The 26,307-nt window shown below is 71.8% G+C and carries 24 protein-coding genes; 12 read left to right on the top strand and 12 right to left on the bottom strand.

What is annotated here, in order from left to right; all coding sequences use genetic code 11:
* Positions 1 to 357: 357 nt before the first annotated feature.
* Entirely contained in the window at positions 358 to 948 is a 591-nt protein-coding gene (locus ACFYNL_RS37385; protein ID WP_388812032.1) for a TIGR03086 family metal-binding protein, read from the bottom strand.
* 143 nt (positions 949 to 1,091) lie between these two features.
* Positions 1,092 to 1,862, bottom strand: coding sequence for a helix-turn-helix domain-containing protein (locus ACFYNL_RS37380; RefSeq protein ID WP_388812030.1), 771 nt, complete (start codon positions 1,860 to 1,862; stop codon positions 1,092 to 1,094).
* A 258-nt stretch (positions 1,863 to 2,120) separates the two neighbouring features.
* On the opposite strand from ACFYNL_RS37380, the gene ACFYNL_RS37375 reads away from it, so the two are divergent.
* The 4 genes from ACFYNL_RS37375 to ACFYNL_RS37360 all read left to right on the top strand — a co-directional run bounded on the left by ACFYNL_RS37375 (position 2,121) and on the right by ACFYNL_RS37360 (position 5,986).
* Positions 2,121 to 2,789: a DUF4097 family beta strand repeat-containing protein gene (locus tag ACFYNL_RS37375; RefSeq protein ID WP_388812028.1), complete on the top strand. Its 669-nt coding sequence runs from the start codon at positions 2,121 to 2,123 to the stop codon at positions 2,787 to 2,789.
* 32 nt (positions 2,790 to 2,821) lie between these two features.
* Positions 2,822 to 3,778: an ATP-binding cassette domain-containing protein gene (locus tag ACFYNL_RS37370; protein WP_388812025.1), complete on the top strand. Its 957-nt coding sequence runs from the start codon at positions 2,822 to 2,824 to the stop codon at positions 3,776 to 3,778.
* Positions 3,775 to 4,593, top strand: coding sequence for an ABC transporter permease (locus ACFYNL_RS37365; protein ID WP_388812022.1), 819 nt, complete (start codon positions 3,775 to 3,777; stop codon positions 4,591 to 4,593). Before ACFYNL_RS37370 ends, ACFYNL_RS37365 begins: the two co-directional genes overlap by 4 nt.
* A gap of 157 nt (positions 4,594 to 4,750) precedes the next feature.
* Entirely contained in the window at positions 4,751 to 5,986 is a 1,236-nt protein-coding gene (locus tag ACFYNL_RS37360) for an MFS transporter (protein WP_388812020.1), read from the top strand.
* Here ACFYNL_RS37360 and ACFYNL_RS37355 read toward each other — a convergent pair.
* Together ACFYNL_RS37355 and ACFYNL_RS37350 are read right to left on the bottom strand one after the other, a co-directional pair.
* On the bottom strand, positions 5,923 to 7,086 hold the full coding sequence (locus tag ACFYNL_RS37355) for a hypothetical protein (RefSeq protein WP_388812017.1): 1,164 nt from the start codon (positions 7,084 to 7,086) through the stop codon (positions 5,923 to 5,925). The two genes, ACFYNL_RS37360 and ACFYNL_RS37355, sit on opposite strands and share 64 nt — an antisense overlap.
* Complete coding sequence (locus ACFYNL_RS37350) at positions 7,083 to 8,036, bottom strand: 5-dehydro-4-deoxyglucarate dehydratase (protein WP_388812014.1); 954 nt, start codon at positions 8,034 to 8,036, stop codon at positions 7,083 to 7,085. The genes ACFYNL_RS37355 and ACFYNL_RS37350 overlap by 4 nt, the downstream gene beginning before the upstream one ends.
* Positions 8,037 to 8,321: 285 nt before the next feature.
* On the opposite strand from ACFYNL_RS37350, the gene ACFYNL_RS37345 reads away from it, so the two are divergent.
* The 7 genes from ACFYNL_RS37345 (at position 8,322) to ACFYNL_RS37315 (ending at position 15,763) form a co-directional block, all read left to right on the top strand.
* Positions 8,322 to 9,131, top strand: coding sequence for an NAD-dependent epimerase/dehydratase family protein (locus ACFYNL_RS37345; RefSeq protein ID WP_388812012.1), 810 nt, complete (start codon positions 8,322 to 8,324; stop codon positions 9,129 to 9,131).
* Positions 9,132 to 9,390: 259 nt separating this feature from the next.
* Positions 9,391 to 10,161: a DeoR/GlpR family DNA-binding transcription regulator gene (locus ACFYNL_RS37340; protein WP_388812009.1), complete on the top strand. Its 771-nt coding sequence runs from the start codon at positions 9,391 to 9,393 to the stop codon at positions 10,159 to 10,161.
* Positions 10,162 to 10,289: 128 nt separating this feature from the next.
* Positions 10,290 to 11,660, top strand: a complete 1,371-nt coding sequence (locus ACFYNL_RS37335; protein ID WP_388812007.1) for an ABC transporter substrate-binding protein — start codon at positions 10,290 to 10,292, stop codon at positions 11,658 to 11,660.
* Positions 11,657 to 12,595, top strand: a complete 939-nt coding sequence (locus ACFYNL_RS37330) for a carbohydrate ABC transporter permease (protein WP_388812004.1) — start codon at positions 11,657 to 11,659, stop codon at positions 12,593 to 12,595. Before ACFYNL_RS37335 ends, ACFYNL_RS37330 begins: the two co-directional genes overlap by 4 nt.
* Positions 12,592 to 13,440, top strand: coding sequence for a carbohydrate ABC transporter permease (locus tag ACFYNL_RS37325; RefSeq protein WP_388812001.1), 849 nt, complete (start codon positions 12,592 to 12,594; stop codon positions 13,438 to 13,440). The genes ACFYNL_RS37330 and ACFYNL_RS37325 overlap by 4 nt, the downstream gene beginning before the upstream one ends.
* On the top strand, positions 13,437 to 14,426 hold the full coding sequence (locus ACFYNL_RS37320) for a zinc-dependent alcohol dehydrogenase family protein (protein WP_388811999.1): 990 nt from the start codon (positions 13,437 to 13,439) through the stop codon (positions 14,424 to 14,426). The genes ACFYNL_RS37325 and ACFYNL_RS37320 overlap by 4 nt, the downstream gene beginning before the upstream one ends.
* 128 nt (positions 14,427 to 14,554) lie before the next feature.
* Positions 14,555 to 15,763, top strand: a complete 1,209-nt coding sequence (locus ACFYNL_RS37315) for a TerD family protein (protein WP_388812366.1) — start codon at positions 14,555 to 14,557, stop codon at positions 15,761 to 15,763.
* A 180-nt stretch (positions 15,764 to 15,943) separates the two neighbouring features.
* On the opposite strand, the gene ACFYNL_RS37310 is transcribed toward ACFYNL_RS37315, so the two are convergent.
* The 3 genes from ACFYNL_RS37310 to ACFYNL_RS37300 form a co-directional block, all read right to left on the bottom strand.
* Positions 15,944 to 16,981, bottom strand: coding sequence for a LacI family DNA-binding transcriptional regulator (locus ACFYNL_RS37310; RefSeq protein WP_388811997.1), 1,038 nt, complete (start codon positions 16,979 to 16,981; stop codon positions 15,944 to 15,946).
* A 157-nt stretch (positions 16,982 to 17,138) separates the two neighbouring features.
* On the bottom strand, positions 17,139 to 18,719 hold the full coding sequence (locus ACFYNL_RS37305) for a TROVE domain-containing protein (protein ID WP_388811995.1): 1,581 nt from the start codon (positions 18,717 to 18,719) through the stop codon (positions 17,139 to 17,141).
* A gap of 525 nt (positions 18,720 to 19,244) precedes the next feature.
* Positions 19,245 to 20,681, bottom strand: coding sequence for a hypothetical protein (locus tag ACFYNL_RS37300; RefSeq protein WP_388811992.1), 1,437 nt, complete (start codon positions 20,679 to 20,681; stop codon positions 19,245 to 19,247).
* Positions 20,682 to 20,996: 315 nt separating this feature from the next.
* Between ACFYNL_RS37300 and ACFYNL_RS37295 the strand changes: the two genes are divergently transcribed.
* A complete protein-coding gene (locus ACFYNL_RS37295) occupies positions 20,997 to 22,823 on the top strand; it encodes an endonuclease/exonuclease/phosphatase family protein (protein ID WP_388811989.1) in 1,827 nt (608 codons plus the stop codon).
* Positions 22,824 to 22,835: 12 nt separating this feature from the next.
* Here ACFYNL_RS37295 and ACFYNL_RS37290 read toward each other — a convergent pair whose 3' ends face one another.
* From ACFYNL_RS37290 to ACFYNL_RS37270, 5 genes are all read right to left on the bottom strand, one after another.
* Positions 22,836 to 23,570, bottom strand: coding sequence for an SRPBCC domain-containing protein (locus ACFYNL_RS37290; protein ID WP_388811986.1), 735 nt, complete (start codon positions 23,568 to 23,570; stop codon positions 22,836 to 22,838).
* Positions 23,554 to 24,198 (bottom strand): ArsR/SmtB family transcription factor, encoded by a 645-nt coding sequence (locus tag ACFYNL_RS37285; protein ID WP_388811983.1) that lies wholly within the window; start codon positions 24,196 to 24,198, stop codon positions 23,554 to 23,556. Before ACFYNL_RS37285 ends, ACFYNL_RS37290 begins: the two co-directional genes overlap by 17 nt.
* Before the next feature lie 63 nt (positions 24,199 to 24,261).
* On the bottom strand, positions 24,262 to 24,966 hold the full coding sequence (locus tag ACFYNL_RS37280; RefSeq protein ID WP_388812364.1) for an antibiotic biosynthesis monooxygenase: 705 nt from the start codon (positions 24,964 to 24,966) through the stop codon (positions 24,262 to 24,264).
* A 279-nt stretch (positions 24,967 to 25,245) separates the two neighbouring features.
* Complete coding sequence (locus tag ACFYNL_RS37275; protein WP_388812361.1) at positions 25,246 to 25,791, bottom strand: DUF3618 domain-containing protein; 546 nt, start codon at positions 25,789 to 25,791, stop codon at positions 25,246 to 25,248.
* Positions 25,792 to 25,871: 80 nt separating this feature from the next.
* Complete coding sequence (locus tag ACFYNL_RS37270; RefSeq protein WP_388811981.1) at positions 25,872 to 26,291, bottom strand: phage holin family protein; 420 nt, start codon at positions 26,289 to 26,291, stop codon at positions 25,872 to 25,874.
* Between the last annotated feature and the right edge of the window lie 16 nt (positions 26,292 to 26,307).

Genomic DNA, 26,307 nt, shown 5'->3' with positions numbered 1-26,307 from the left:
GAGGGTGCCGGTCGCGGCATCCCCGCGCGCGGCGGGCGGACGCGCTGGGCAGGCGGTACGCCCGCATGTGCGCGAGGGTGCCGGTCGCGGCATCCCCGCGCGCGGCGGGCGGACGCGCTGGGCAGGCGGTACGCCCGCATGTGCGCGAGGGTGCCGGTCGCGGCATCCCTGCGCGCGGCGGGCGGACGCGCTGGGCAGGCGGTGCGCCCGCATGTGCGCGAGGGCGCCGGTCGCGGCATCCCTGCGCGCGGCGGGCGGACGCGCTGGGCAGGCGGTGCCCCGGGCGACGGTCGAACATGGCGGAAGACGTGGCTCCGCTGTCCGGTCGGCAGGGGCTCCGCAGACCTCCCCGGTCCGTTACGGCCGCCGCCAGGCCGGGTCCCGTCCGCTCAGCCCCACCGCCCGGTCCAGGAGCGAAGCGTCCCGGGCGACCGGGACGACGGGGCCGAAGATGCCGCCGCCCCGGCTCGGGTCGTCGGCGGCCGCGAGGAGCATGCCGTACGACAGCCGCAGTGCGGATGGGTCCGGCTCGTACTCCTGGCCGGTCGAGCGGGCCAGGTCCCAGCCGTGGATCACCAGTTCGTCCGCAGCGACGGTGCCCGCCTCCGGGCCGGTCAGCGCCACCCCGCCCGCCCGGGTGTCGCCGGTCCACGCGGCCGGGTCGCGCCACGCCTCGGCCAGTTCGTCGAGCACCTTCGGCAGTTCCTCGCGCCAGCCCGGCCCGAGGTCCGCTACGGCGTCGTCCGGGTTGGTGTCGGTCGTGGGGCCCAGGTCCTTGCGGCCGGCGTCACGGAAGGCGACGGCGAGGCCGAGCAGGTGGCCCAGCAGATTGCGCACCGCCATGCCAGGGCAGGGCGTGGGCGCCGAGAGCTGGTCGTCGCTGACACCGTCCGCGAGACGGGCCACGATGCGGGCCTGCGGTCCGAGGTCGACGATCGTGTCGGTCATGAGCGGCTCCTCACAGATCTGTTCCTGGGAGGTGGACCGGAGCCGGACGCGAAACTCATCGCCGGCCCGGACGGGCGGCGCCCACCGCGGCGGCGCCGACGGCCCGCCGACGGACAGAACGACCTGCCGGCGGAACCCGGCGCTCAACGATCCGATGCCGGCCCCGCACCACCGTCCGACCCCGCACCGCCGTCCGGAGCCGTCTCGGCCTTGGCGAAGAGGACCTCGCGGGCCTGCTCCGCGGCACGGGTGATGCTCTCGCTGATGAAGTCGGAGAAGCGGGCGATGTTCTCCAGGCGGACGGCCGCCAGGGTGTCGGGGCCGAGGACGCCGACGCCCTGGCGCGCGATCCGGGCGAGCTCGGCGCTGGACCGTGCGGCGGCCATCGTCGACTGGTACCAGACGTCGTTGTCGACGACGTAGCGATCGCGGCGACGCTCGTCGCGTTCCCGGCGGATGAGGCCCTGGCTGTCGAGGAACGCGATCGCCTTGGACACCGAGGCCGGGCTGACCTGGAGGCGCTCGACGAGTTCGGACGCGGTGAGGCTGCCCGCGTCGGTGATGAAGAGGCAGGTCAGGACCCGGGCCGTCATCTTGGGCAGGCCCTGCTGCATGAACAGGGTGGTGAACGCCTCCTCGTACTCGCGCACGGCCTCGGGGTCGCGCCCAAGGGCCTGCTCGGGTGCCTTCCGCCCCCGGGGCGCGGCCGGCCTGCGCCGGTGGGCGCGGCGTTCGGTGGCACGGTGGGCCAGGTCGGCACGGTAGGCGACAGGGCCTCCGTTGCGCATGACCTCGCGTGTGACGGTCGACGTCGGACGGTCGAGGCGTCGGGCGATCTCCGCGTAGGCGAGCCCGTCGGCCAGCCCCAGCGCGATCTGCTGGCGTTCCTGCTGGGTGAGCCTGCCTCCCGGCATGAGATCTCCCTTCCTGGTTCATCAGATGCCCTCACTGTAGCTTTCACCCCCACCTCAATGCAACGAACGCTGAACTGACGTTGCGTTACACCCTCCCCCGTTGCAACGATTTCTCGCCTCTGCACTGCGAAAATGAACACTTCATGCAACGAGTGCGTTGCCAGATCCATGAACGCAACGTAGCTTTTTCGATGTCGGAAACACCCGACGGAAGCACCGAACAGCGACGAAGCACACCAGCCAGCACAGGAGAAGACGATGCAGAAGTTCGACACCCCCGCCCCGGTCGCCGCAGTCCTCGACATCCCCGCCGGCCGGGTCCAGGTCATCGCCGCCGACCGGACCGAAACCACCGTCGAGGTCCGGCCCGCCGACCCCGGCAAGAGCCGGGACGCCGAAGCCGCCGAGCAGACCACCGTCGAGTTCGGCGACGGGGTCCTGCGGATCGAGGCCCCGACGAAGAAGCAGTACTTCGGCGCCTCCGGATCCGTCGAGGTGACGGTGCAGTTGCCCGCCGGCTCCCACGTCGCGGTGAAGGCCGCCGGCACCGAGCTCCGGGGCGTCGGACGGCTCGGCGACGTGACGTACGACAGCGCGCAGGGCCCGGTCAAGCTCGACGAGGCCGCAAGCGCCCGCGTCACCGTCCTCGCCGGCGACGTCTCGGTCGGCCGCCTGGACGGCCCCGCGGAGATCAGCACCCAGAAGGGCGACCTCCGCATCGGAGAGGCCGCGCGCGGCACGGTCACCCTGCACACCGAGCACGGCGACATCTCGGTCGGCGCCGCCCACGGCGTCTCCGCCTCCCTGGACGCCGGCACCGGATACGGCCGGGTCCACAACGCGCTCAAGAACACCGACGGTGCCGGCGCCGGCCTGCACGTCCACGCGACCACCGGCTACGGCGACATCACCGCCCGCAGCCTGTAGACACCCCCGGCCCGCAGAAGGAGCACCCACTCATGACCACTTCGGCCATCGCGGCGAACGGGCTGCGCAAGTCCTACGGCGACAAGACCGTCCTCGACGGCGTCGACCTGGCCGTCCCGGAAGGAACGATCTTCGCCCTGCTCGGCCCGAACGGCGCCGGCAAGACCACCGCGGTCAAGATCCTCTCCACGCTGATCAGCGCCGATGACGGCGTGATCCGGGTCGGCGGCCACGACCTCGCCACCGACGCCCAGGCCGTCCGCGCGGCGATCGGGGTCACCGGGCAGTTCTCCGCCGTCGACGGCCTGATCACCGGGGAGGAGAACATGCTCCTCATGGCGGACCTGCACCACCTGCCCAAACACGAGGGACGGCGGGTCGCCGCCGAACTGCTGGAGCGCTTCGACCTCACCGACGCCGCGCGCAAGCCCGCCTCCACCTACTCCGGGGGCATGAAGCGCCGCCTGGACATCGCCATGACCCTGGTCGGCAACCCGAAGATCATCTTCCTGGACGAGCCGACCACCGGTCTCGACCCGCGCTCCCGCCACACCATGTGGCACATCATCCGCGAACTCGTCACCGGCGGCGTCACCGTCTTCCTCACCACCCAGTACCTGGAAGAAGCCGACGAACTCGCCGACCGCATCGCCGTCCTGAACGACGGCAAGATCGCCGCCGAGGGCACCGCCGAGGAACTCAAGCGCCTCGTCCCCGGCGGACACATCCGCCTGCGCTTCACCGACCCCGCCGCCTACCGGTCCGCCGCCGCCACGCTGAACGGAGCCTCCCGCGACGACGACGCCCTCGCCCTGCTCCTCCCCAGCGGCGGCGGCCAGCGCGAACTGCGCTCCGTCCTCGACCGGCTCGACGCCACCGGCATCGAGGCCGACGAACTCACCGTGCACACCCCCGACCTCGACGACGTCTTCTTCGCCCTCACCGGCGGCACCGGCCTCCCCCACCAGCCCAAGGAGAACGCCCGATGAGCACCTCTGCGGCCCCCGCCCGTCCCACCCCGCGCTCCTACGCCGTGCGCGACGCCTCCACCATGCTGCGCCGCAACCTCCTGCACGCCCGCCGCTACCCCTCCCTCACCCTCAACCTCCTGCTCACCCCGATCATGCTGCTGCTGCTCTTCGTCTACATCTTCGGCGACACCATGAGCGCCGGCATCGGCGACGGCGGCGCCGACCGCTCGGCCTACGTGGCCTACCTCGTACCCGGCCTGCTCCTGATGACCATCGGCAGCACCACCATCGGCACCGCGGTCTCCGTCTCCAACGACATGACCGAAGGCATCATCGCCCGCTTCCGCACCATGGCCATCCACCGCGGATCGGTACTGATCGGACACGTGCTCGGCAGCGTCCTGCAGTCGGTCGTCAGCGTCGTCCTGGTCGCAGCCGTCGGTGTGGCCATCGGCTTCCGCTCCACCGACGCCACCGCCCTGGAATGGCTCGCCGCCCTCGGACTGCTCGTCCTGTTCGCCACGGCACTCACCTGGATCGCCGTCGGCATGGGCCTGGTCAGCCCCAACGCCGAAGCCGCCAGCAACAACGCCATGCCCCTGATCTTCCTGCCGCTCATCTCCAGCACCTTCGTCCCGGTCGACGCGATGCCCGGCTGGTTCCAGCCGATCGCCGAGTACCAGCCCTTCACCCCCGCCATCGAAACCCTGCGCGGACTGCTGCTCGGCACCGAGATCGGCCACAACGGCTGGCTGGCCCTCGCCTGGTGCCTCGGCCTCGCCACCCTCGGCTACCTCTGGTCCACCTCCAAGTTCAACGAGGACCCGAAGTAACCGCCGTGACGACGCGGGCCGGCTCCCGCATCCCGACCCCACCGAGGGCGGCGTACACCGACACCCGTCGGAGTACGCCGCCCCGTCCTCGTGACACGGGCGGATAAGGCACCTTCCCCATCCCGAACCCCCCGCCTCAGCCGCACGATGGTGCGGCATGACAATCACCACCCGGGCCCTCCCCCGCGTCCTGAGCGACCGCAACGCCCGCCTGTACCTCACCGCGTCCGTGATCTCCGGCTTCGGCACCTCGGCGCTGTGGCTGGTGTCCGGCGTCTGGGTCAAGGACCTCACCGGCTCCGACGGCCTGGCGGCGCTCTGCGTGCTCGCCATGTGGGCCCCGACCCTGGCGGGCCCACTCCTCGGCACCCTCGCCGACCGCACCCGCCGAAGGCCGCTGCTGATCGGCGCCAACCTGCTGATGGCCGCCCTGTTGCCCAGCCTCGTCACCATCGACTCCCCGGGCCGCGTCTGGCTCCTCTTCGCGGTCCTCTTCGTCTACGGCGCGGCGGGCGTGGTGCACCACGCCGCCGAGTCCGCGCTGGTCGCGGGCGCTGTGCCGGCGCCCCTGCTCGGGGACTTCAACGGGCTGCGCACGACCGCTTCCGAAGGCACGAAGCTCCTCGCCCCGCTGGCCGGCGCGGGTGTCTACGCGGCGTACGGCGGTGCGAGCGTCGCCCTGCTCGACGCGATGACGTTCGTGCTCGCGAGCGGCCTGTACGCCTGCCTCCGAGTCCGCGGGAGCACGCCCGAGCCGCCGAAGGGCGGTTGGCGGGCGCAGACCGCCGAGGGGGCCCGTTTCCTGTGGGCGCACGGCCGGTTGCGTCCTCTCGTCCTGGCCGGCGGCGCCACCATGCTCTTCGCCGGCCTCAACGGGGCGATGACGTACGCCGTCGTCGACACACTCGGGCACGCCCCCGCGTACGCCGGTGTGCTGTACGCCGTCCAGGGCGCCGGGTCGGTGGCGATCGGGCTGCTCTCCGGCCCCGCGCTGCGCCGCCTCGGCGAACGCCGTTTCGCCGCTTGCGGCATCGCCCTGGCGGCCGTCGCGGCCGGGCTGCGGGCGATCCCGTCCGACGCGGTGGCCCTCGTCTGCAGCGCGGCGATCGGCGTGGGCCTGCCCTGCGTGCTCATCGCCACGCTCACCGCCGTGCAGGACGCGGCACCGGACGCTTTGCTCGGCCGTATCGCCGCGACGGCCGACACGCTCGTCTTCACCCCGAACGTCATCGGACTCGCCGTCGGAGCGGCGCTCGTCGAACTGCTCGACGTACGAGCCGTGTTGATCGTGATCGGCCTGGTGTGGCCGGTGACCGCCCTGGCGCCGCTTCAGCGGGCGGCCAGAGCCTCCCGCACCGCCACCAGGTCCGCGTCCGACGCCAACCCGGCGTGATAGAGCCGGAGCTGCGTGGCCCCCAGCGCACGCGCGCGGGCGATGTCCGAGGCGAGCGTGCCCGGGCTGCCCCCCATCCCTGACACCACACCGAAGTTGGCGGCGACGACCGCGCCCGCGCGCCCCTGTTCGGCGAAGGGCGTGAGCAGCCCGGGGCCGCCTGCGCAGGGCACGACCACGCCGTCGGCGACGGTCAGGATGTGCGCGGGGTCGACACCCGGGTTCGCGCCGCAGTGGTACGTCACGGGGTCCGCGTGCAGCAGCACCTGGAAGCCCGCGGGGGCGGCCCGGCGTACCGCCCGCACCGCCTGCTCCTGCAGCGTGCGGGCGGTTTCGTCGCGCCACGCGCGCGTGGCGGCCGCGGTCGCCTCGCCGAGCAGCTTCTCCACCCCGGCCCAGCCCTCGTCGTCGGCCGTGCCCTGCCACAGCGGCTCCAGGGCGCCGCGTACGGCGGCCGCCAACTCGTCGGCGTCCAGGCCCTGGGCGCCGTACCCCTCCCGGCAGGTCGGGCAGAAGCAGAGCGCCATCAGGTACTGCCCGGCGTCCCCGAGCGGGACCCCGGCGGTCTTGTCGTGGGCGTGCAGATGCTGGAGGCCGTACCAGCCGAGGGACTCCAGTTCGGTGCCGCGCGCTCCGGGGCGTACGGCGGCCTCGGCGGCGAGGTCGAGGAGGTACGCGCGCGTGGCGGGCTGTGCGATGCAGGGGGCCCACGGGTAGCGGTCGCCGTAGGCGTTGACGACGCAGGTGTGCGGATGCTCGGCGCCCAGGCGGGAGTTGTGCGCGAGCACCACCCAGCTGTGCACCTCCAGGCCGGCGTCCGCGAGGGCCGCGGCGGCCTCGCCGTACGCGTCGCCGGGCGCCCAGTCCCCCGCCGGGTACGGGCGCAGTGCCCGGCCCTGCCAGCGGTCGTCCGGGGGGTAGAGCACGGCCGCGTGTTCGGCGGTGACGATGCGGTGGCGCGGGTGGCGAGGGGTGAGGGCGCGGGTGGAGTGGTAGGCGGCGGCGAGCGTCACCTGCGGCACGCCGAGGGCGGCGATCCTCGCGGGTGCCTCCGGGTCACCGTTGACGTCCCAGGGGTAGAGGAATGCCGACGCCTTCACTTGGTTTCCTCCCGCTGCTTCTCCAGTAGTGCGTAGCCGCGCTCGATCACCTGAGCGAGCTGCTTGAGATGATCCTCGCTCGGCTCGTGCAGCGGCGGGCGCACCTCACCCACGTCCAGCCCGCGCAGCCGTACGCCCGCCTTGACCAGGGCGACGGCGTAGCCGCGGCCCTGGGCGCGCAGTTCGACGAACGGCCGGTAGAACCCGTCCAGGAGGCGGTGAGCGGTCGTGTCGTCGCCCGTCTCCAGCGCCCGGTAGAAGGCGAGGGCGATCTCCGGGGCGAAGCAGAACACGGCGGAGGAGTAGAGCGGGACGCCGATGGCTCGGTAGGCGAGCTGGGTCTGCTCGGCGGTCGGCAGGCCGTTGAAGTAGAGGAAGTCGCCGGGGGCCTCGGTGCGTACGGCGCTGACGATCCGCTGCATGAGGTCGAGGTCGCCGAGGCCGTCCTTGAGGCCGATGATCCCCTCGGTGCGGGCCAGTTCGACGACGCCGGCCGGGGTGAAGACGGCGTTGTCGCGCTGGTAGACGACGACGGGGAGCGCGGTCGCCGCGGCGATCTCCCGGTAGTGCCGCAGCAGCCCCTCCTGCCCGGCGACCACGAGGTACGGCGGCATGGCGAGCAGCCCGTCGGCGCCGGCCGTCCCGGCGAGTCCGGCGTACCGCACGGCGAGGGCGGTGCCGTACCCGACGCCCGCGACGACCGGCACCCGGCCCGCGGCGGACTCGACGGCCACCCGCACGCACGCCTCGTACTCCTCGGGCGCGAGCGCGTGGAACTCTCCGGTGCCGCAGCAGGCGAACACGGCGGCTGCCCCGGCCTCGACGCCCCGGCGTACATGGACGCGGTAGGTGTCGAGGTCGACCGAGCCGTCGGGGCCGAAGGCGGTGACGGGGAAGAACAGCGGCCCGCCGGGGATGCCGAGGCGTGCGGCGAGGGGGACTGGCGTCACGGGCTCTCCCTGGAAACAGGCGCTCACGCTTCTGATCAGCGTCTATATTCTTGAACATCGTCAGCCTAGGGAGCCCGGTCGAGGCCGGTCAAGCGCCCGAACCGGCGATCCAGCAGCGGATTCACCGTGCGCGCGGGACACTTGACGTGATCGGCGGACGATCCCTAGCGTGTCCACGCATATGAATGCCGTCCACGCATGCAGTCACCGAATCGGCTGAGCGAGCCGACCGAGCCGCACCGAGCCACACCGAGCGGACCCGCGCCGACCCAAGGAGCCCCGAGGATGCCCGCACCCAGCACCGTTCTGCTCACCGGCGCCGCCGGCGGACTCGGCACCCTGATGCGGGACCGTCTCCCGGCGTACGGCTACGAGCTGCGGCTGCTCGATCTGCGTCCCGTCGACGGCGTGCCGGACGCGATCGTCGCCGACCTCGGTGACAGGCAGGCCCTGCGCGAGGCCGTGCGAGGCGTCGACGCGATCATCCACCTGGCGGGGATCTCCCTCGAAGCCCCGTTCGACAAGATCCTCAAGGCGAACATCGAGGGCACCTACAACCTGTACGAGGCCGCCCGCGAGGAGGGCGTGGAGCGCGTCGTCTTCGCCTCCTCCAACCACGCGGTGGGCTTCACGCCCAGGCCCCGGGAGGGCGGTGCCCTCATCCCGATCGACACCCCGCGCCGCCCGGACACCTTCTACGGCCTGTCCAAGTCCTTCGGCGAGGACCTCGCCCAGTTCTACTGGGACAAGTACGGCCTGGAGACCGTGTCCGTGCGCATCGGCTCCTGCTTCCCCGAGCCGACCAGTGTCCGCATGCTCTCGGTATGGATGAGCCCCGCCGACGGCGCCCGACTCCTCCACGCCGCCCTGACCGCGGAGAACGTCGGACACACCGTCGTCTACGGCTCCTCCGCGAACACCCGGCTGTGGTGGGACCTCACCACCGCGCGCGCCCTCGGCTACGAGCCGCAGGACGACTCCGAGCCGTACGCCGAGAAGCTGATCGCCGAGCAGGGCGAGCTGGACCCGGAGAACATCGCGCACGCCTGCCTGGGCGGCCACTTCGTGAGCGACCCACCGATCTGGCCGTACTGACCGAAACCCGTCGTCGCGAACGCGCGGGCGGGCATCGAACGGGCCCGTCCGGCGCGCGTTCGGGCATCCGCGGCGCCCGATCTCACGCCGCCCGTGACAACCACGCAGGTCCGCGGCGGGCGCGCCCGCCGGTGAACGGGCGCACACGGGCAGCATCGGACCGGCAACAGACCTGGTCAGCCCCGCGCACCCGCTGTAGAAATTCCGGCATGGGTCCTACCGGGCCCGAACGGGCAGCACGGCGGAGGCGGGTGTCGGCATGAGCACGAGAACGGCGGAAGAGCGCCAGCGCGAGATCGTGCGGGCGGCCCGGCGCGACGGCTCGGTCGACGTCACCGCGCTCGCCGCCGACCTGGGCGTGGCCAAGGAGACCGTACGGCGGGATCTGCGCCTCCTGGAGGACCACGGCCTGCTCCGCCGTACCCACGGCGGGGCCTACCCCGTGGAGAGCGCCGGCTTCGAGACGACGCTCGCCTTCCGCGCCACCAGCCATGTCCCGGAGAAGCGCCGGATCGCGGCCGCCGCGGCCGAGCTGCTCCACGACGCGGAAACGGTCTTCGTCGACGAGGGCTTCACCCCCCAGCTCATCGCCGAGTCCCTGCCCACCGACCGGCCGCTGACCGTGGTCAGCGCGTCCCTGCCGGTCGCGGGCGCCCTCGCGGAGGCCGAGCAGGTCTCCGTGCTGCTGCTCGGCGGACGGGTGCGGGCCGGGACACTGGCCACCGTCGACCACTGGACGACGAAGATGCTGTCCGGCTTCGTCATCGACCTGGCGTTCATCGGCGCCAACGGCATCTCGCGCGACCACGGCCTCACCACCCCCGACCCCGCGGTCAGCGAGGTCAAGGCACAGGCGATCCGGGCCGCGCGCCGCACGGTCTTCGCGGGAGTGCACACCAAGTTCGGAGCGGTCAGCTTCTGCCGGTTCGCTCAGGTCGGCGCCTTGGAAGCGATCGTGACCAGCACGCTGCTCCCGGCGGCCGAGGCGCATCGATACTCACTGCTCGGCCCGCAGGTCATCCGCGTCTGACAACCGACTCCCCTCCCGCGTTCCGACAACCGGACCGTCCCGTGTCCTGACAACCGACTCTCGTCCCCCGCAGGGCACCTCCACGCCGGACAGTGCCCCTTATCTCCCTATACGTCCAGGAGCGATCCATGCGAACCCAGAGCCGACGACGGCCCACGCGAGCCACGCTCGCCGCGGCCGCCGCAGGGACGCTGCTCGCCCCGCTGCTCTCCGGCTGCTGGGTCGGAGCCGGCGGGGCCGGGTCGGGCGGCGACTCGATCAACGTCCTGATGGTCAACAACCCCCAGATGACCGCACTGCAGAAGCTGGCCCCCCACTTCACGAAGGAGACGGGAATCAAGGTCAACTTCACCGTCCTGCCCGAGAACGACGTCCGCGACAAGATCAGCCAGGACTTCGCCAACCAGGCAGGCCAGTACGACGTGGCCACCCTCTCCAACTACGAGATACCGATCTACGCCCGCAACGGCTGGCTGCGGGAGATGGACTCCTACGTGGCGCGGGACCCTGCCTACGACGAGCCGGACGTCCTCAAGCCGATGCGCCAGTCCCTGACCGGCGACGACGGCAAACTCTACGGCCAGCCCTTCTACGGCGAATCGTCCTTCCTCATGTACCGCAAGGACGTGTTCGCCGAGCAGGGCCTGACGATGCCGGCCCACCCCACCTGGCAGCAGGTGGCGGACCTGGCAGCGGAGGTGGACGGCGCCGAGCCCGGCATGAAGGGCATCTGTCTGCGCGGACTCCCGGGCTGGGGCGAGGTGATGGCCCCGCTCACCACGGTGGTGAACACCTTCGGCGGCACCTGGTTCGACAAGGACTGGAAGGCGCGACTGGACTCCCCCGAGTGGAAGAGGGCGACGACGTTCTACGTCGACCTGGTCCGCGAGCACGGAGAGTCCGGAGCGGCCCAGTCCGGCTTCGCCGAGTGCCTGAACAACATGACCCAGGGCAAGGTCGCCATGTGGTACGACGCCACCTCCGCGGCCGGATCCCTGGAGGCGGCGAAGAGCCCCGTCAAGGGCAAGGTCGGCTACGCGCCGGCCCCCGTCGAGAAGACGGAGTCCTCAGGCTGGCTCTACACCTGGGCCTGGGGCATCCAGCAGGCGTCACGCAACCCCGACAGGGCCTGGAAGTTCGTGTCGTGGGCGTCGAGCAAGCAGTACGAGCAGTTGGTCGGCGACGAGATCGGCTGGGCCGACGTCCCGGCCGGCAAGCGTGCCTCCACCTACGCCAACCCGGCGTACCGCGAGGAGGCGGCCGCCTTCCAGGAGATGACGAAGGAGGCCATCGAGGGCGCCCGTCCGAACGACCCCGGCGTGCAGCCGCGGCCCGCGCCCGGCATCCAGTTCGTCGGCATCCCCGAGTTCACCGACCTCGGCACCAAGGTCTCCCAGGAGATCAGCGCGGCCATCGCCGGGCGCCAGTCCGTCGAGTCGGCCCTGAACAAGTCCCAGCAGCTCGCCGAGAAGATCTCCGAGGAGTACGAGGGGCGATGACAGCGACGACGACGGCCCCCCTGGCCACGACTCCCGAACGGACCACACGCCCGCCCTCCGCCCGGCTGCGCGCCTGGGCGACCCGGGCCCCCCTGATGCCCGCCCTGGTCTTCATGATCCTGGTGACCCAGCTGCCCTTCGTGGCCACGCTGGTGATCTCCTTCTTCGACTGGAACTCCCTCTACCCGGACGCCCGCCGGTTCGCCGGCGTCGACAACTACCGTGAGGTGCTCACCGACGCGGACCTGCGCCACTCGGTGTGGACGACCGTGCTGCTGACGGTCGGGGTGGTACTGGCCAGCCTGGTCATCGGCCTGGTGCTCGCCCTGCTTCTGGACCGGAGGTTCAAGGGCCGCGGGGTGGTCCGCACCCTGCTGATCGCACCCTTCCTGGTGGTCCCGGTGGCTGCCGCCCTGCTCTGGAAGCATGTGCTCTACAACCCCGAATACGGCCTGTTCAACGGGTTGTTGCACTATGTGGGCGGCCCACAGCCCGACTGGATCTCCCGCACTCCGCTCCTCGCGGTCGAGGCCTCCCTGGTCTGGCAGTGGACGCCCTTCATGATGCTGATCCTGCTGGCCGGTCTCCAGAGCCGCGACCACGAGCAGATCGAGGCGGCCCGGGTCGACGGCGCGAGCGACTGGCAGATCTTCCGCCACCTCACCCTCCCGCACCTGCGCCGCTACCTCGAACTGGGCGCCCTGCTGGGCTCGATCTACATCGTCCAGAACTTCGACGCGGTCTTCACGATCACGTCCGGCGGCCTGGGCACCGCCAACCTCCCGTACACCGTCTACCAGAGCTTCTACCAGGCCCACGAGAACGGCCTCGCCTCCGCCGCGGGCGTCCTGGTCGTCATCGGCTCCATCGTCATCGCGACCTTCGCCCTGCGCGTGGTGTCGTCCCTGTTCCGCGAGGAGGTGTCGCGCGCGTGAGTGCCCTGACCGTACGACTCGGCAGAGGTCGCAAGGGAGTCGGCCTGGGCCTGGTGGCCTGGCTGCTCGGGATCGTGTTCTTCCTGCCCATCGCGTGGATGGCTTTGACGTCCTTCCACTCCGAACAGGACGCGGCGACCAACCCGCCGTCCTTCGCCGCGTCGCTGACGCTGGACGGCTACCGCGAGTTCTTCGGCGCCGGCGGCGGCGCCGGCCCCTGGCCCGCACTGGTCAACTCGACAGTGGCGTCAGTGGTGTCGACACTGTTCGTCCTGCTCCTCGCCCTTCCGGCGGCCTACGCCCTGTCGATCCGCCCGGTGCGGAAGTGGACGGACGTCCTGTTCTTCTTTCTGTCCACGAAGATGCTGCCGGCCGTGGCGGGTCTGCTGCCGCTGTACCTGTTCGCGAAGAACACGGGCATGCTCGACAACATCTGGCTGCTGGTCATCCTCTACACCTCCATGAACCTGCCGATCGCGGTGTGGATGATGCAGTCCTTCCTGTCCGAGATCCCGGTGGCGGTGATCGAGGCGGCGAGGGTGGACGGCGCGAGGCTCCCGACGATCCTCACCCGCGTGGTGGCCCCCATCGCGCTGCCGGGCGCCGCCGCGACGGCCCTGATCTGCTTCATCTTCAGCTGGAACGAGCTGCTGTTCGCCCGGGTGCTGACCGGCGTGGTGGCGGAGACCGCCCCCGTCTTCCTGACCGGCTTCATCACCAGCCAGGGCCTGTTCCTGGCCAAGGTGTGCGCCGCGTCGCTCGTCATCTCCCTGCCGGTGCTCGCCGCGGGGTTCGCCGCCCAGGACAAACTGGTCCAGGGCCTGTCGTTGGGAGCCGTGAAATGAAGGCCGCCGTCATCGAGTCCGTGGGCAAGGCCGTCGTCGCCGAGGTCCCCGACCCGACGCCCGGCCCGCGCGAGGTCGTCGTCGAGGTCGCGGCCTGCGGCCTGTGCGGCACGGACCTGCACATCCTCCAGGGCGAGTTCGCGCCCGAGCTGCCGATCGTGCCCGGGCACGAGTTCGCGGGCGAGGTGGTCGGCGTCGGCACCCGGGTCACGGAGGTGTCGGTCGGCGACCGGGTGGCGGTCGACCCCTCCCTCTACTGCTACGAGTGCCGCTACTGCCGTACCGGCCACAACAACCTCTGCGAACGGTGGGCCGCGATCGGCGTGACGACGCCCGGGGGCGCGGCGCGCTACGCGGTGGCCCCGGTGGCGAACTGCGTGCGGCTCCCGGAGCACGTACGCACCGAGGACGCGGCGCTGGTGGAGCCGCTGTCGTGCGCGGTCAGGGGCTACGACGTCCTGCAGTCCCGCCTCGGCGCCCATGTCCTGATCTACGGCTCGGGCACGATGGGCCTGATGATGCTGGAACTGGCCAAGCGGACCGGAGCGGCGAGCGTGGACGTGGTGGACGTGAACCCGGCCCGGCTGGAGACGGCACGGCGGCTCGGCGTCTCGGCGTCCGCGGCGAACCCGGACGAGCTGGACCGTCCCCAGGGCTGGGACCTCGTGGTCGACGCCACGGGCAACGCGGCCGCGATCCAGGACGGCCTCGACCGGGTCGCGAAGGCGGGCACGTTCCTGCAGTTCGGGGTGGCGGACTACGCGACGAGGGTGACGATCGACCCGTATCGCATCTACAACCAGGAGATCACGATCACGGGCTCGATGGCGGTCCTGCACAGCTTCGAGCGCGCGGCGGAACTGTTCGCGAACGGCGTCCTGGACCCGGACGTCTTCATCAGCGACCGCATCCCGCTGGAGCGGTACCCGGAGGCACTGGAGCAGTTCGCGTCCGGGGTGGGCCGCAAGATCGTGGTGGTGCCCTAGGCACCTCGCCCCCGCCGCCCCGTGCCCTCCTGAGGGGGCGGGGCGGCGGGGCGTGGCCCGCGCCCTCCGAATGGCCCCGGGTAAGGGAACGGTAAAGCGCCCCCGCTCGTTCACCCGGCATGACAGCTATGACCCCCGGCTCGAACATCCCTCTCTCCGCCGCCCGCGTCACGGTGGACGTCGCCGCCCCGGTGCGGCTCGACGTATCGGGCCTGCTGCTCACCGCCGACGGCAAGGTGCGCTCCGACGACGACTTCATCTTCTACAACCAGCCCACCGGCCCCGGCGTGACCTACCGCTCGGGCGGCGGCACCAGCCCCGACGCGATCACGGTCGACACCACGGCCGTCCCCCCGGGCATCGAGAAGATCGTCGTCACCGCCAGCCCGGACGCCGCCGGCCAGACCTTCCAGGGCGTCGAACCCACGGCCACCGTCCGCAACGCGGACGACAACAGCGTCCTGGCCACCTTCACGCCCCCGCAGCTCGGCACCGAGACGGCACTGGTGATCGTGGAGATCTATCTGCGCAACGGCGCCTGGAAGGCCCGCGCGGTCGGCCAGGGCTACGCCAACGGCCTGGCCGGCATCGCCACCGACTTCGGCGTCACGGTCGAGGAGCCGGCCGCCCCCGCCGCCCCGCCGCAGCCCGCCATGCAGCCCCCGGCCGCCCCGTCGGCACCGCCCCTGGCCACTCCCCCCGCGCCCCAGGCCCCCGCCGCTCCCCCGGCCCCGCCCGCGCCGCCCGCCCCGGGCGCCGGCAAGATCAACCTGGACAAGGGCCGGGTCAGCCTCCAGAAGAACCAGACCGTGTCCCTGATGAAGGGCGGCCGTCCGCTGCTCTCCCAGGTCAAGATGGGTCTCGGCTGGGAGCCGGCGTACCGCGGCAAGGACATCGACCTGGACGCCTCGGTGATCGCCTACGGCCCGCAGCGCAACCACATCGACAGCTGCTACTTCGGCAAGCTGCAGATCGTGAACGGTGCCATCCGGCACTCCGGCGACAACCTCACCGGTGAGGGCGGCGGCGACGACGAGGTCATCACCGTGGACCTGGGGCGCCTGCCCATGGAGGTCACCGGCCTGGTCTTCACGGTCAACTCCTTCTCCGGCCAGAAGTTCACCGAGGTCGCCAAGGCCTACTGCCGTCTCCTCGACGCCGCGACCGGCGAGGAGCTGGTCCGCTTCGACCTCACCAGCGCCGAGGCGCAGACGGGCGTGATGATGGCCAAGCTGATCCGCCAGTTCTCCGGCGAGTGGGAGATGACGGCCATGGGCGACTTCGTGAAGTCCCGCACGGTGAGGGGAATGGTCAAGCCGGCGGCCCAGGCCCTCTAGCGTCGCGGGGCAGGCGGGACTTTGGGACACGGCCTCAGGGGTGTCTCGACCGTCCCGCGCGGCAGCCGTACGGCATCCGGGGCGCCCCCTGCCGAGGGGGCGCCCCGGCGCGCGTGTGCCGCACCGCCGAGGGGCCCGCGAGTCACAGGGGCGAGGCGGTCGCGGTCTCGCCGGCCCGTCTCAGGCCGAGGCACGCACCACCAGTTCGGGAACCACCCAGGCGTCGGCGCCGCTCATCGGCTCCTCCCCCGCCCGCAGCCGCGCCACCTGCTCCACGGCCAGCCGGCCCAGCTGCCGTTTGTCGATGTGCAGGGTGGTGAGGGCAGGGTCCACGAGTTCTCCCAGCGACAGACCGTCGAAGCCCAGCACGGCCAGGTCGTCCGGTACCCGCCGGCCCTCGCGCCGGGCGGCGCGCATCGCCCCGACCGCGATCAGATCGTTGAAGCCGAACACGGCGGTGATGCCGGGCCGGGCGTCCAGCAGCCGTCCCATGCCCCTCTCGCCGCCCGCCACGCTGTGCTCCAGGCACTCGGCTATCCAGCCCTCGTCGACGGGCAGGCCGTGCCGCCGGGCCTCCGCGAGGAACGCCTGTCTCCTGGGGACGGGGCCGTGCACACCGTCCAGCATGCCGATCCGGCGGTGCCCGGCGCGCACCAGGTGGGCCATGCCCTGTCGAAGACCGGCCGCGGCGTCGATGCCCACGGCCGCGAACCGGGTCTGCTGCGGGCCGCGTTCCAGCAGCACCAGCGGTACGCCGCCGAGGTGCCGGGACAGCACGTCGTCGGGGTTCCTGAAGTAGCCCACGACCGCGTCGGCCTGGTGGGACAGGACGTCGAGCGCCTCCCGCTCCCGGGCCTCGTCGGCCCGTGAGTCCCACACGACCACCTGCCAGCCGCGCCGCTCTGCGGCCTCCAGCACACCGGCGGCGACCTCGGGGAAGAAGGGGTTCATCAGGTCCGGGATCACCAGACCGGCCGTGACGGTCCCCTTGCGGACGAGGCCGCGCGCGAAACGACTGGGCCGGTAGTCCAGCAGCCGCGCCGCCTCCAGCACCCGTTCCTTCGTGGCCGGGTCGATCTCGCCCTTGTCGTTGACCGCGCGGGAGACCGTCTGCCGGGACACTCCGGCCAGCTCGGCGACGTCGTGGATCGTGGCCCGGCGGCGCGGGCCGTCGGACCGTTCGGCACCCGGGTCCCGCTGCTGATCGTCCGCCCACACGCAGTGCACTGTATCCGGCGGAGTGCTCCGCCCGAAGTGCCGCGATGAGCGCGGGACGGCGTCGTCGGACATCGGTCGTCGTTGCGGACGGGAGCGCTCCCCGGACCGGGACGTGGCCCGCACCCCCCGTGAAAGTGCGGGCCACGCGTGCCGGGGCTCAGGCGGCCCAGGGCCAGTCGGCGTCCCTGGCGCTCTCCAGCAGCGGGACCATCCGGAACGCCGCATCCGACAGGCCCCCGAAGGTGTGCCGGTTCGCCCGGCCCGACGGGCCGTGACCCGCGCGGTACCCGGCGAGGTTCCAGGTGTAGACCGGCACCTCGGCGGGGACCTGCTCGGTCGGGTCGCCGTGGCGGCTGTGGGTGTACTGCTCGTCGGTGACGATCAGCACCCGGTCCTGCCCCCGGTAGTGCGAGCGGACCGCCGACGTGGTGTCGGTGCCGCCCAGGTCGCCGAAGCGCTCCAGGATCTTCAGCACCGACTCGCCCTTGCGGAGCTTCAGTCGCCGGCTCGTGGTGCCGAACTCGACGAGGTCGGCCTGCTCGGCCCGCAGCGCCAGCGCGGTGCCGAAGATCGCCGCCGCGTCGGCCCGGTTGAGCTGCGAGCGGTCCGACAGCCGCGCCCACATCGAGCCCGAGCGGTCGACCAGGATCAGCGTCCGGCCGGGCAGCGCGGGCACGTTGGCCAGCGAGTGGCCGAGCGCCTGCTCCAGCGGGTACGACCAACGCAGCGAGGGCGCGTGCTGGTACGCCGCGAGGTACCGGAAGGGGAACTGCCGCGACCGCGCGACCTCCGCCGGGTCAGCGATGCGGGCCGCGACCCGGGCCGCGACCTCGTCGGACACGCCGGCCTGGTCGAAGTTCCGCAGGTTCCGTACGAGCGCCATCGCGCCCATCGACGGAATCACGGCCTCCCAGGCCTCCTTGTCCATCGGCCCCTGCAGCCAGCCCGCCAGCGCCTCCCAGGTCATCCCGGCCTCGGCGAGCCGCTCGGCGCCGCCCTCGGACGTGACGAGCGCACGCCGCTGCTCGACCGGCAGGGCCATCAGTTCGCGGTGCGCGACCAGCGTCCGGACGGACGCGGGCGGAACGGCGGTGTCCGGGTTGTGCCGACGGTCGAGGGCGTACCGGAACAGCTCGCCCTGCCAGGGCTTGGCCGGGTCCGGCGCCGCGTGCACGAGGTTGAGGATGTCGCCGAAGCGGTAGCCCTTGGACGCGGTGTCGTACTTCAGCAGCGACGTGCCGCTGTACAGACGCCGTACGGCGTCGGCGATACCGCGCTTGACGGGCTTGGGCACGTTGCGGCCGTACGTCGCCGTCCAGTACGCCAGCAGTTCACCGGGCTCGTCCGGCCGCCGCAGCACGGAGGCGACGACCTGCCGGTTCGCCGGGCCGTCGACAGCGCCCGCCGCCAGCCGTGCGTGCACGTACTCGGCGGCGCCCACGAGGGAGGCGGTACGGAGGTTGCCCTCGCCGCGCAGCCAGCCCAGCAGGCCGGCCGTCCACACCGGGTCGGTGACGGCGAGCTCACGCACCAGCTTCGCGAACCGGGCGTCGCGGTCGCCGCCGCTCTCGTAGAAGGTGTCCTGCGAGACGAAGTTGGCGACGGCGAGCAGGAAGAGCTCGGAGCGCTTGTCGCGCTCGTGACCACGGCCGCCTTCGTAGGTGCGCAGCACGCGGCCCGTCGAGGTGACCCGCGAGGTGGGCCGAGCCGTGGCGGCTCGCTTGTTGAATCGCGCCATGGTGAATTCCCCCGAATTCCTTTTCCGTTCAGGAGGGAGGCGCGACAGAAGGAGGATGCCCGAGTTCGAAGTCGGCTGCGGTGACATAAACTGGCGCGTCTTCCGTTCCGCCACATCGGCCAGGGGCCGATGACGGGATTCGAACCCGTACGGGGGTCTCCCCCCACCAGTTCCCGAAGTATCCGCCGCCTGCGCACCGGGCACCCCCCATGAGCTGCGCCTCCCGAGATCAAGTCGGCGGCGGCGTGGGATTCTTTTGAGAGAAGAAGTAGCCGCAGCCCGCGCACCGGGAGGTGCATGAAGTTGTGGTGTCCAGAGTTCAGGCCGGCGGAACCGACATAAGGTGCTCTGACCCCTGAGCTACACCGGCGCGTTGTACCGGTGGCGGGACTCGAACCCGCGGCCGCCCCATTATGAGTGGAAGTAGGTCCTGCCTTCGCACCTGGACGTTCATCACTCTAAAAGGAGCGCCGCGGGACGGGCGAATGAATTAATCGGTACGCGCCCCGGGCCGCCGCCCGGACGTCATCCGCCGTGCTGCGAACGCGCCTTGAACGCCGCCTTCCGCGCTTCCTTCGCGATCTTCTTGTCCGGGTGCAACCGTCCCATCGCCTCCAGGACATCGGCGGTCGCGGGGTGCTCCACCCGCCAGGCCGCCGCGAAGAACCCCCTGTGCTGCGCGGCCAGTCCTTCGACCAGGGCCCGCAGTTCGTCGGAGTTCCCCTCCGCGGCCAGCTGGGCGGCGACCGTGTCGACGGTCAGCCAGAACACCAGGTCCTGCGACGGGGCGGGCACGTCGGCGGCGCCCCGCTCGGTCAGCCACACCCGCGCCAGCCCGCCCAGCTCGGGGTCGTCGAGGACCTCCCGCAGGGCCGGTTCGGCCTCCGCGCCCACCAGGGACAGTGCCTGCTGGCAGCGCAGCCGCCGTAGTGGCCCGCCGGTGTCCGAGCCGCGTGCCGCCGCCAGCAACTCCCGCGCCGCGGCGAGGGGTTCGCGCCGTACGAGCCACAGTTCGGTCTCGGCCCGCGCGGCCATCTGCGGGAAGGCGGCCGTCTCGGCGAGCAGGGTGTCGGCGCCCTTGTCCGCGAGCTCTCCGACCACGGGCGCCTCGAACCCGGCCTCCAGCAGCCGTGAGCGCAGCCCGTACAGGCCGAGCGGGGTGAGCCGGACCATGCCGTACCGCGACACGTCGGTGTCGTCGAGGCCGGCCGGCGGCTCCTCGGCGTCGCCGTCGATGTCCGCCATCAACGCCTCGTCCACCGGCTGGTACTCCACCAGTCCGGCCGGCTCCAGCAGCCGGAACTGGTCGTCCAGACGCATCATCGCGTCGGACACCTGCTCCAGCACGTCGTTGGTGGGCTCGCCCATGTCGCTCGGCACGATCATCGACGCGGCGAGGGCAGGCAGCGGCACCGGAGCCTCGCCCGGCCCGTCCTCGCTGACCGTCAGCAGGTAGAGGTTGCCGAGCACTCCGTCGAGGAACTCCGCCTCGGCCTCCGGGTCCCAGTCCAGGGAGGAGAGGTCGACCTCGCCGCCCGCGTCCATGGCGTCGACCAGGCCGTCGAGGTCGGGCACGCTCGCGTCGGCGAGCACCGTCTCCAGCGCCGTCAGCCACACCCCGAGCACGTCCTGCGGCGAACCGCCGGTCAGCAGCGCCAGGTCCGCGCCGGTCGCGACCGTGCCGCTGGACTCGTCGAGGATCTCGACCAGACCGGTGTCGACGGCCACCCGCCAGGCCTCACTGGCGTACGCCGCGGCGTCGTCCCCGCTCAGTCCGAGCACCTCGGCGGCGGCAGGCAGCTGTTCGTCGACGAGCCCGCCACCGGCGTCGACGCGGGTGTCGGGTCCGGCCCAACGGGCCAGCCGCGCGGACCGGGAGAGCAACGGCGTGGACAGCGCGTCACGCGCCAGCTCCGCTTCGGGGTGCAGGCGCACCGGCGGCAGGGGGGAGCTGTCTGACATCGGCGGGTTCTCCTAGAGCACTTTGCGTGGCCGTACGCGACACGGCCCTTGCCGTACACCGCACGGCCCAACCGCTCAGCCTAGACGGATTTCCACCCATGCCGCCCGGTTCATCTCCCCGTCAGGAGGTGTACATGGCCGAAACCTTGACAAGTGGCCTGAGCAGGCACGAGATTGACGCGCGTAGAAGTCGGGGGACAGCTGTTCACTGTAATTTCTACGCGCGTCGCCACCGCCTCATCGGTCGCGCCTGCACCCACCGTTCCACGCACCACTCTCGTCCCGGCGCCCACGTACGTCCCCGGAGGGATCCCGTTGCCGAGCAAGAAGTCCGCGCGCCTCGCCGCGCTCACCGTCGCCGCCGTCTGTTCCGCGGCGTCCACCGTCGTCCTCACCTCCCCCGCGCACGCGGAGTCCGTGCGCATCCATGACATTCAGGGCAGTACACGAATATCGCCGTACGCCGGCAAGCCGGTCGCGGATGTGGCCGGAATCGTCACCGGCGTCCGCACCTACGGCTCGTCCAAGGGCTTTTGGATCCAGGACCCGGACGCCGACGACAACCCGGCCACCAGCGAGGGCGTCTTCGTCTTCACCGGCTCCGCCCCGAAGGTCGCCGTCGGCGACTCGGTCCTCGTCTCGGGCACGGTCACGGAGTTCGTGCCGGGCGGCGCCTCCTCCGGCAACCAGTCGCTGACCGAGATCACCAAACCGACGGTCACCGTCGTCTCCGCCGGGAACGCCGTGCCCGCCGCGACGGTCGTGGACGAGGACTCGGTGCCCGACCGGTACACCCCGGCCGGCGACAGCGCCGCGAACGGCTCGATCAACGGCCTGACGCTGCAGCCGTCGGCGTACGCCCTGGACCACTACGAGTCCCTGGAGGGCATGAACGTCCGCGTCGCCGACGCCCGTGTGGTCACCGCGACCGACGACTTCCACGAGCTCTGGGTGACCGTCAAGCCCTGGGAGCACCGCAACCGCCGCGGCGGCACCGTCTACGGCTCCTACGAGTCCCAGAACACCGGCCGGCTGCAGATCCAGTCGCTCGGCCCGGGCGCACAGTTCCCCGTCGCGAACGTCGGTGACACGCTCGCCGGGACCACCACCGGCCCGCTGGACTACACGCAGTACGGCGGGTACACCCTCGTGGCGAGCGAGCTGGGCACGCTCAAGAGCGGTGACCTGAAGCGGGAGACGACGCAGCGGCAGGGGCGCGGGGAGCTGGCCGTCGCGACGTACAACGTCGAGAACCTGGACCCGTCCGACGCCACCTTCGCCGCGCACGCCTCCGCGATCGTGAACAACCTCCAGTCGCCCGACATCGTGTCCCTGGAGGAGATCCAGGACAACAACGGTGCGACCAACGACGGTACGGTCGCCGCGGACCAGACGATGCAGAAGCTGATCGACGCGATCGCCGCCGCGGGCGGTCCGACGTACGACTGGCGTTCCATCGACCCGGTCGACAAGGCCGACGGCGGTGAGCCGGGCGGCAACATCCGCCAGGTGTTCCTGTTCAACCCGAAGCGTGTCTCCTTCGTCGACCGTGCGGGCGGCGACGCGGCGACGGCCGTCGGGGTGACCGAGGTCAAGGGCCGGGCGGCGCTGACGGTCTCCCCCGGCCGGATCGACCCGGCGAACGCGGCCTGGACGAACAGCCGCAAGCCGCTGGCCGGTGAGTTCGCCTTCCGCGGCCGGACGGTCTTCGTGATCGCCAACCACTTCGCCTCCAAGGGCGGCGACCAGTCGCTGCACGCGCAGTTCCAGCCGCCGGCCCGCAGCTCGGAGACCCAGCGCCACCTCCAGGCGACCGCGGTGAACGCCTTCGTCAAGGACATCCTGGCCGTCCAGAAGAACGCGGACGTCGTCGCGCTCGGCGACATCAACGACTTCGAGTTCTCCGGCACCGCCGAGCGGCTGGAGGACGGCGGCGCGCTGTGGTCGGCGATCAAGTCGCTGCCCAGGAGCGAGCGTTACTCGTACGTCTACCAGGGCAACGCGCAGACCCTGGACCAGATCCTGGTCAGCCCGTCGATCCGGCGCTCGTGCGACTTCGAGTACGACAGCGTGCACATCAACGCGGAGTTCAACGACCAGATCAGCGACCACGACCCGCAGGTACTGCGGTTCAGGCCCTGACCGACGGCTTGCTCAGGACTGGCTGAACACCCCGTTCAGCCAGTCCTGCCAGGCGGCTTCGCACTCCTTGACGTCGGCGCCCGGTGTGAAGTCGTGCAGGGAGACGCCGACCGGATGGCCCCAGTGGTTGCGCCCGAAGACGCGGGTCAGGCCCCGGTCCGTACGCAGCCCGATGAAGTACGGGTTGCGGAAGTCGACCACGGCATCGAACTCGTCGGGTCCGTGAACCCGCACGCGCGTGCCCGCGGTCACGTCCTCCCCGACACCGAGCGCCCGCCCGACGGCGACGAGCGCGTCCGCGGCCCTGGACGCCTCGGGTCCGTCGAAGGTCGCGAAGGCGGCGGTCCTGCCGCCGAAGTGCGTCAGGTACTGGCCCAGGGTGTGCAGGTAGAAGTCGGTGTGCTTGGCGGCACCGTCGTACTGGTTGTCCCAGTCGTCGACGAAGATCCCGCTGTGCACGTACCGCACCCAGGCGCGGCGGCCCTCGTCGCGCGGCTCGATCGTGTAGTCGAGCTGATTGACGGTCTGCTCGGAGATCCCGTCGACGTCCTCGACACGGTTGCTGTAGCGGTGGGGCGGGTCCCAGGCGGTGACCTCGGACCCGAAGGGGCCCTTGCCGCCCTCCCGCGGCTCCGGCGGCTCCATGGGCCACAGCCAGCCGCCGGTACCGGAGGTGACCGCCTCCCAGACCTGTTCGGGCGTGGCGTCGACCTCGAACTCGCGGGCGATCTCAAATTCCTTGGACATGGTGGGCTCCTGCCGGGTGACTGTCGAGTTCGGGATTCTGCTGCTGGGGCTTGACCGTGGGATGGACGGCCACGACGATCCGGTGGTCCCGGCCGCCCTCCGCGTCGGGCGCGTCGTACTTGCGGATCAGCGCGCCGACTCCGGCCGTCAGCTCCTCGACGAACGCGGCCCGGTCGGCCGCCGAGGCGAAGCGGACCTCGCCGTCCAGCGCGTACGTCGCCACTGGCTTGCGGGCCTTCGCCGCACCGGTGATCAGTGAACCGACGTCCCGGACCAGCCGGGCACCGAGTGCGAGCAGCCACCGGGCGGAGAGCTGGTCGCGGAAACGCTCCGGGTCCGGCTGCACGGAGGCGAGCGCGAGCGGCGAGATGACGTAGGACGCGGCGGTGGCCCGCATCAGCCGCTCGGTGACGTTGCCCTTGCGACGCTCGTCGGCCAGCTCGACGAGGCCGTGCCGCTCCAGCGCCTTGAGGTGGTAGTTCACCTTCTGCCGGGGCAGCCCGACCTTGCCCGCGAGCATGGTGGCGGACGCGGGGCCGGCCGCCAGCTCCGCCAGCAGCCGAGCCCTTGTGGGGTCCAGCGAGACGGCTGCGGCCTCGGGGTCCTCGATCACGGTGACATCCAGCATGGGTCCACCGTCTCACCGAAAACTTTTTTTGTCCAGACGACTCTGCCTTTCGGATGCTGCCGATCAGTCCGGCACCAGGCCGAGGGCGTGCTCGTACCGGCTGACCGAACCACTGCTCTTCAGCCCCGGCCAGGTCTGCACCCGCCGCCACGGCCCGGTCGGCGAGCCGATGCCGTCGCCCGGGGCGGCGAGGGCCTCGGCATGGGCCTCGGCGCTCTCCCACTCGGCGTAGTTGAGGACCCGGGTCCCGTCGGTGCTCAGGTGGAAGTGGGCGGCGATGCCTCCGGGATGGGGGTTCGGCTCGCCCTCCAGCGCCTCGAAGACGGCGTCCACCCAGGCACGCTGACGGTCGGGGTCGGGCCCGTCGAACTCGACGTCGACGATCACGATGCAGCCCGGGACGCGGGTGTCGCCCTCACGGGTGGCGCTGCGGTAGTGCCGGTAGCGGTCGAGCGTCACCCGCTCGATCCCCGGCACCGCGGTGTCGATCTCGTCGACCCGTTCCTGCCGGTGCGTCTTGACGTAGGCGTCGAAGGCCTGTTCGCTCCTCCACTGCGCGTAGTGGAGGAGGGTGGAGGCGTCCTCGCCGACGTAGACGTGGTAGCCGAGCAGGTCGGCGGAGGGCCAGGGGCGGTTCTCCCAGGCACCGGCGATCGCCTCGACGGTCTGCCGCTGCCGCGGGCGGGTGCCCACGCGCCAGGTGCTGAAGGAGGGGGCGCCGACCTCGGGGCGGGTCGGGTCGGGGTGGGCGTCGGTACGGCGGGTCATGCCGGCCTCCACGGTGGTGATCGAGGGGTGTGCGAACGTGTGCGGTGCGCGCACTGATCACCTTTCGGCCTCAACCGGACTTGAGGTCAAGTGGCCCCGAGAAGGCGGATGTCGAGGGGTGGGCGGAGATCGGCGAGAAGGGCGGACGTGGTTCCCCCGGGCGCCCGCCCCGCACGCGAAACGGCGCGGAACCGGTGTCCGGTCCCGCGCCGCCGCGCGATATGTGCCGTGCCGTTCCGCGCACGCGGTGGCTCGGCGGTGTCCGCCGGGGTTCCGGCGTCAGTGGTGTCGGCGCCGCATCATCCCCGCGGCGACCACCGCTGCGACCGCCGCCCCGACGACCAGCACCGGCCGCGGGTGCCGCAGCCCGGACCGGACGGCGGTGCGGACGGGACCGGGCACCTTGTACTCGACCATGTTGCCGGCGTGCGCGGCCCTGTCCTGGACGGTGTGCCCGGCCTGTGACGCCCGGTCCTGCACCACGTGCCCGGCCTGCGTCGCCTTGTCCTGCACCACGTGCCCGGCCTGCGTCGCCTTGTCCTGCACGACATGCCCGGCGCGGGCCGCCCGTTCCTGCACGACATGGCTCGCCTGGGCCGCGCTGCTGCGCAGCTGCACGGTCATCGCCCCGGCCTTGTCCCTCAGGTCGGCGGCGCGGGCCATGGCTCGGCCCTTGACGTCCGCCTTCGAGGCCAACGCCGCGACCGTCTCACCGAGTTCGCCGCGCGTCCGCTCGATCTGGCGGCGCAGCTCCTCGGGCCCCTTGGCCCCGCCGCCCGCCTTCCCGACCGCGGACTTCCCCGCCGCGACGGCCTTGCCGGTCACGGCCCTGCCCGCGGCCGCGGCCTTCGCGGAGCCGTGCTTCGCGGCCTCCGCGGCGCTCTTGTCCCCCGCCTTCTTCTGCGTCATGGATGCGCCCTTTCCTTGATCTCCTCGACGTCCGCCCTGACACTGCCGAGCGCCTCTTCCGGCGTCGGGGGCGCGGCCCGCCGCAACTGGCTGCGACCGGTCGCCGCCAGTACAGCGGCGATGGCGAAGAGCACCCCGGTCACGATCGACGCCGCGGCCCACACGGCCAGCGTCAGCGAGAGGGCGGCGGTGGCGGTCACGGCCAGGAACAGCAGACCGGCGTACGCGACGGCGCCCGCCGCGCCCAGCAGACCGCCGCCGCGACCGGCGCGCCGGCCCTTCTCGGCCAGCTCCTCCTTGGCGAGGGCGACTTCCTGTCGTACGAGTCGGGAGAGCTGTTCGCCTGCCTGCCCTACGAGTTCACCCACCGAATGGTGCCTGTCGGGCACCGGCTCGGGGGCCGTGGTCCCGGTCAATGCGTTCCGCCTCCTC

The organism is Streptomyces sp. NPDC007808 (assembly GCF_042868655.1).
Classification (GTDB): Bacteria; Actinomycetota; Actinomycetes; order Streptomycetales; family Streptomycetaceae; genus Streptomyces.
The sequence above is the reverse complement of the archived record's forward strand: the minus strand, read 5'-3'. Positions and strand labels throughout refer to the sequence as shown.

Bases quoted from the DNA above. Each gene is read 5' to 3' on its own strand.
- ACFYNL_RS37385 (WP_388812032.1), bottom strand. From the start codon at position 948: ATGACCGACACGATCGTCGACCTCGGACCGCAGGCCCGCATCGTGGCC.
- ACFYNL_RS37380 (WP_388812030.1), bottom strand. From the start codon at position 1,862: ATGCCGGGAGGCAGGCTCACCCAGCAGGAACGCCAGCAGATCGCGCTG.
- ACFYNL_RS37375 (WP_388812028.1), top strand. From the start codon at position 2,121: ATGCAGAAGTTCGACACCCCCGCCCCGGTCGCCGCAGTCCTCGACATC.
- ACFYNL_RS37370 (WP_388812025.1), top strand. From the start codon at position 2,822: ATGACCACTTCGGCCATCGCGGCGAACGGGCTGCGCAAGTCCTACGGC.
- ACFYNL_RS37365 (WP_388812022.1), top strand. From the start codon at position 3,775: ATGAGCACCTCTGCGGCCCCCGCCCGTCCCACCCCGCGCTCCTACGCC.
- ACFYNL_RS37360 (WP_388812020.1), top strand. From the start codon at position 4,751: ATGACAATCACCACCCGGGCCCTCCCCCGCGTCCTGAGCGACCGCAAC.
- ACFYNL_RS37345 (WP_388812012.1), top strand. From the start codon at position 8,322: ATGCCCGCACCCAGCACCGTTCTGCTCACCGGCGCCGCCGGCGGACTC.
- ACFYNL_RS37340 (WP_388812009.1), top strand. From the start codon at position 9,391: ATGAGCACGAGAACGGCGGAAGAGCGCCAGCGCGAGATCGTGCGGGCG.
- ACFYNL_RS37335 (WP_388812007.1), top strand. From the start codon at position 10,290: ATGCGAACCCAGAGCCGACGACGGCCCACGCGAGCCACGCTCGCCGCG.
- ACFYNL_RS37330 (WP_388812004.1), top strand. From the start codon at position 11,657: ATGACAGCGACGACGACGGCCCCCCTGGCCACGACTCCCGAACGGACC.
- ACFYNL_RS37320 (WP_388811999.1), top strand. From the start codon at position 13,437: ATGAAGGCCGCCGTCATCGAGTCCGTGGGCAAGGCCGTCGTCGCCGAG.
- ACFYNL_RS37315 (WP_388812366.1), top strand. From the start codon at position 14,555: ATGACCCCCGGCTCGAACATCCCTCTCTCCGCCGCCCGCGTCACGGTG.
- ACFYNL_RS37305 (WP_388811995.1), bottom strand. From the start codon at position 18,719: ATGGCGCGATTCAACAAGCGAGCCGCCACGGCTCGGCCCACCTCGCGG.
- ACFYNL_RS37300 (WP_388811992.1), bottom strand. From the start codon at position 20,681: ATGTCAGACAGCTCCCCCCTGCCGCCGGTGCGCCTGCACCCCGAAGCG.
- ACFYNL_RS37290 (WP_388811986.1), bottom strand. From the start codon at position 23,570: ATGTCCAAGGAATTTGAGATCGCCCGCGAGTTCGAGGTCGACGCCACG.
- ACFYNL_RS37285 (WP_388811983.1), bottom strand. From the start codon at position 24,198: ATGCTGGATGTCACCGTGATCGAGGACCCCGAGGCCGCAGCCGTCTCG.
- ACFYNL_RS37280 (WP_388812364.1), bottom strand. From the start codon at position 24,966: ATGACCCGCCGTACCGACGCCCACCCCGACCCGACCCGCCCCGAGGTC.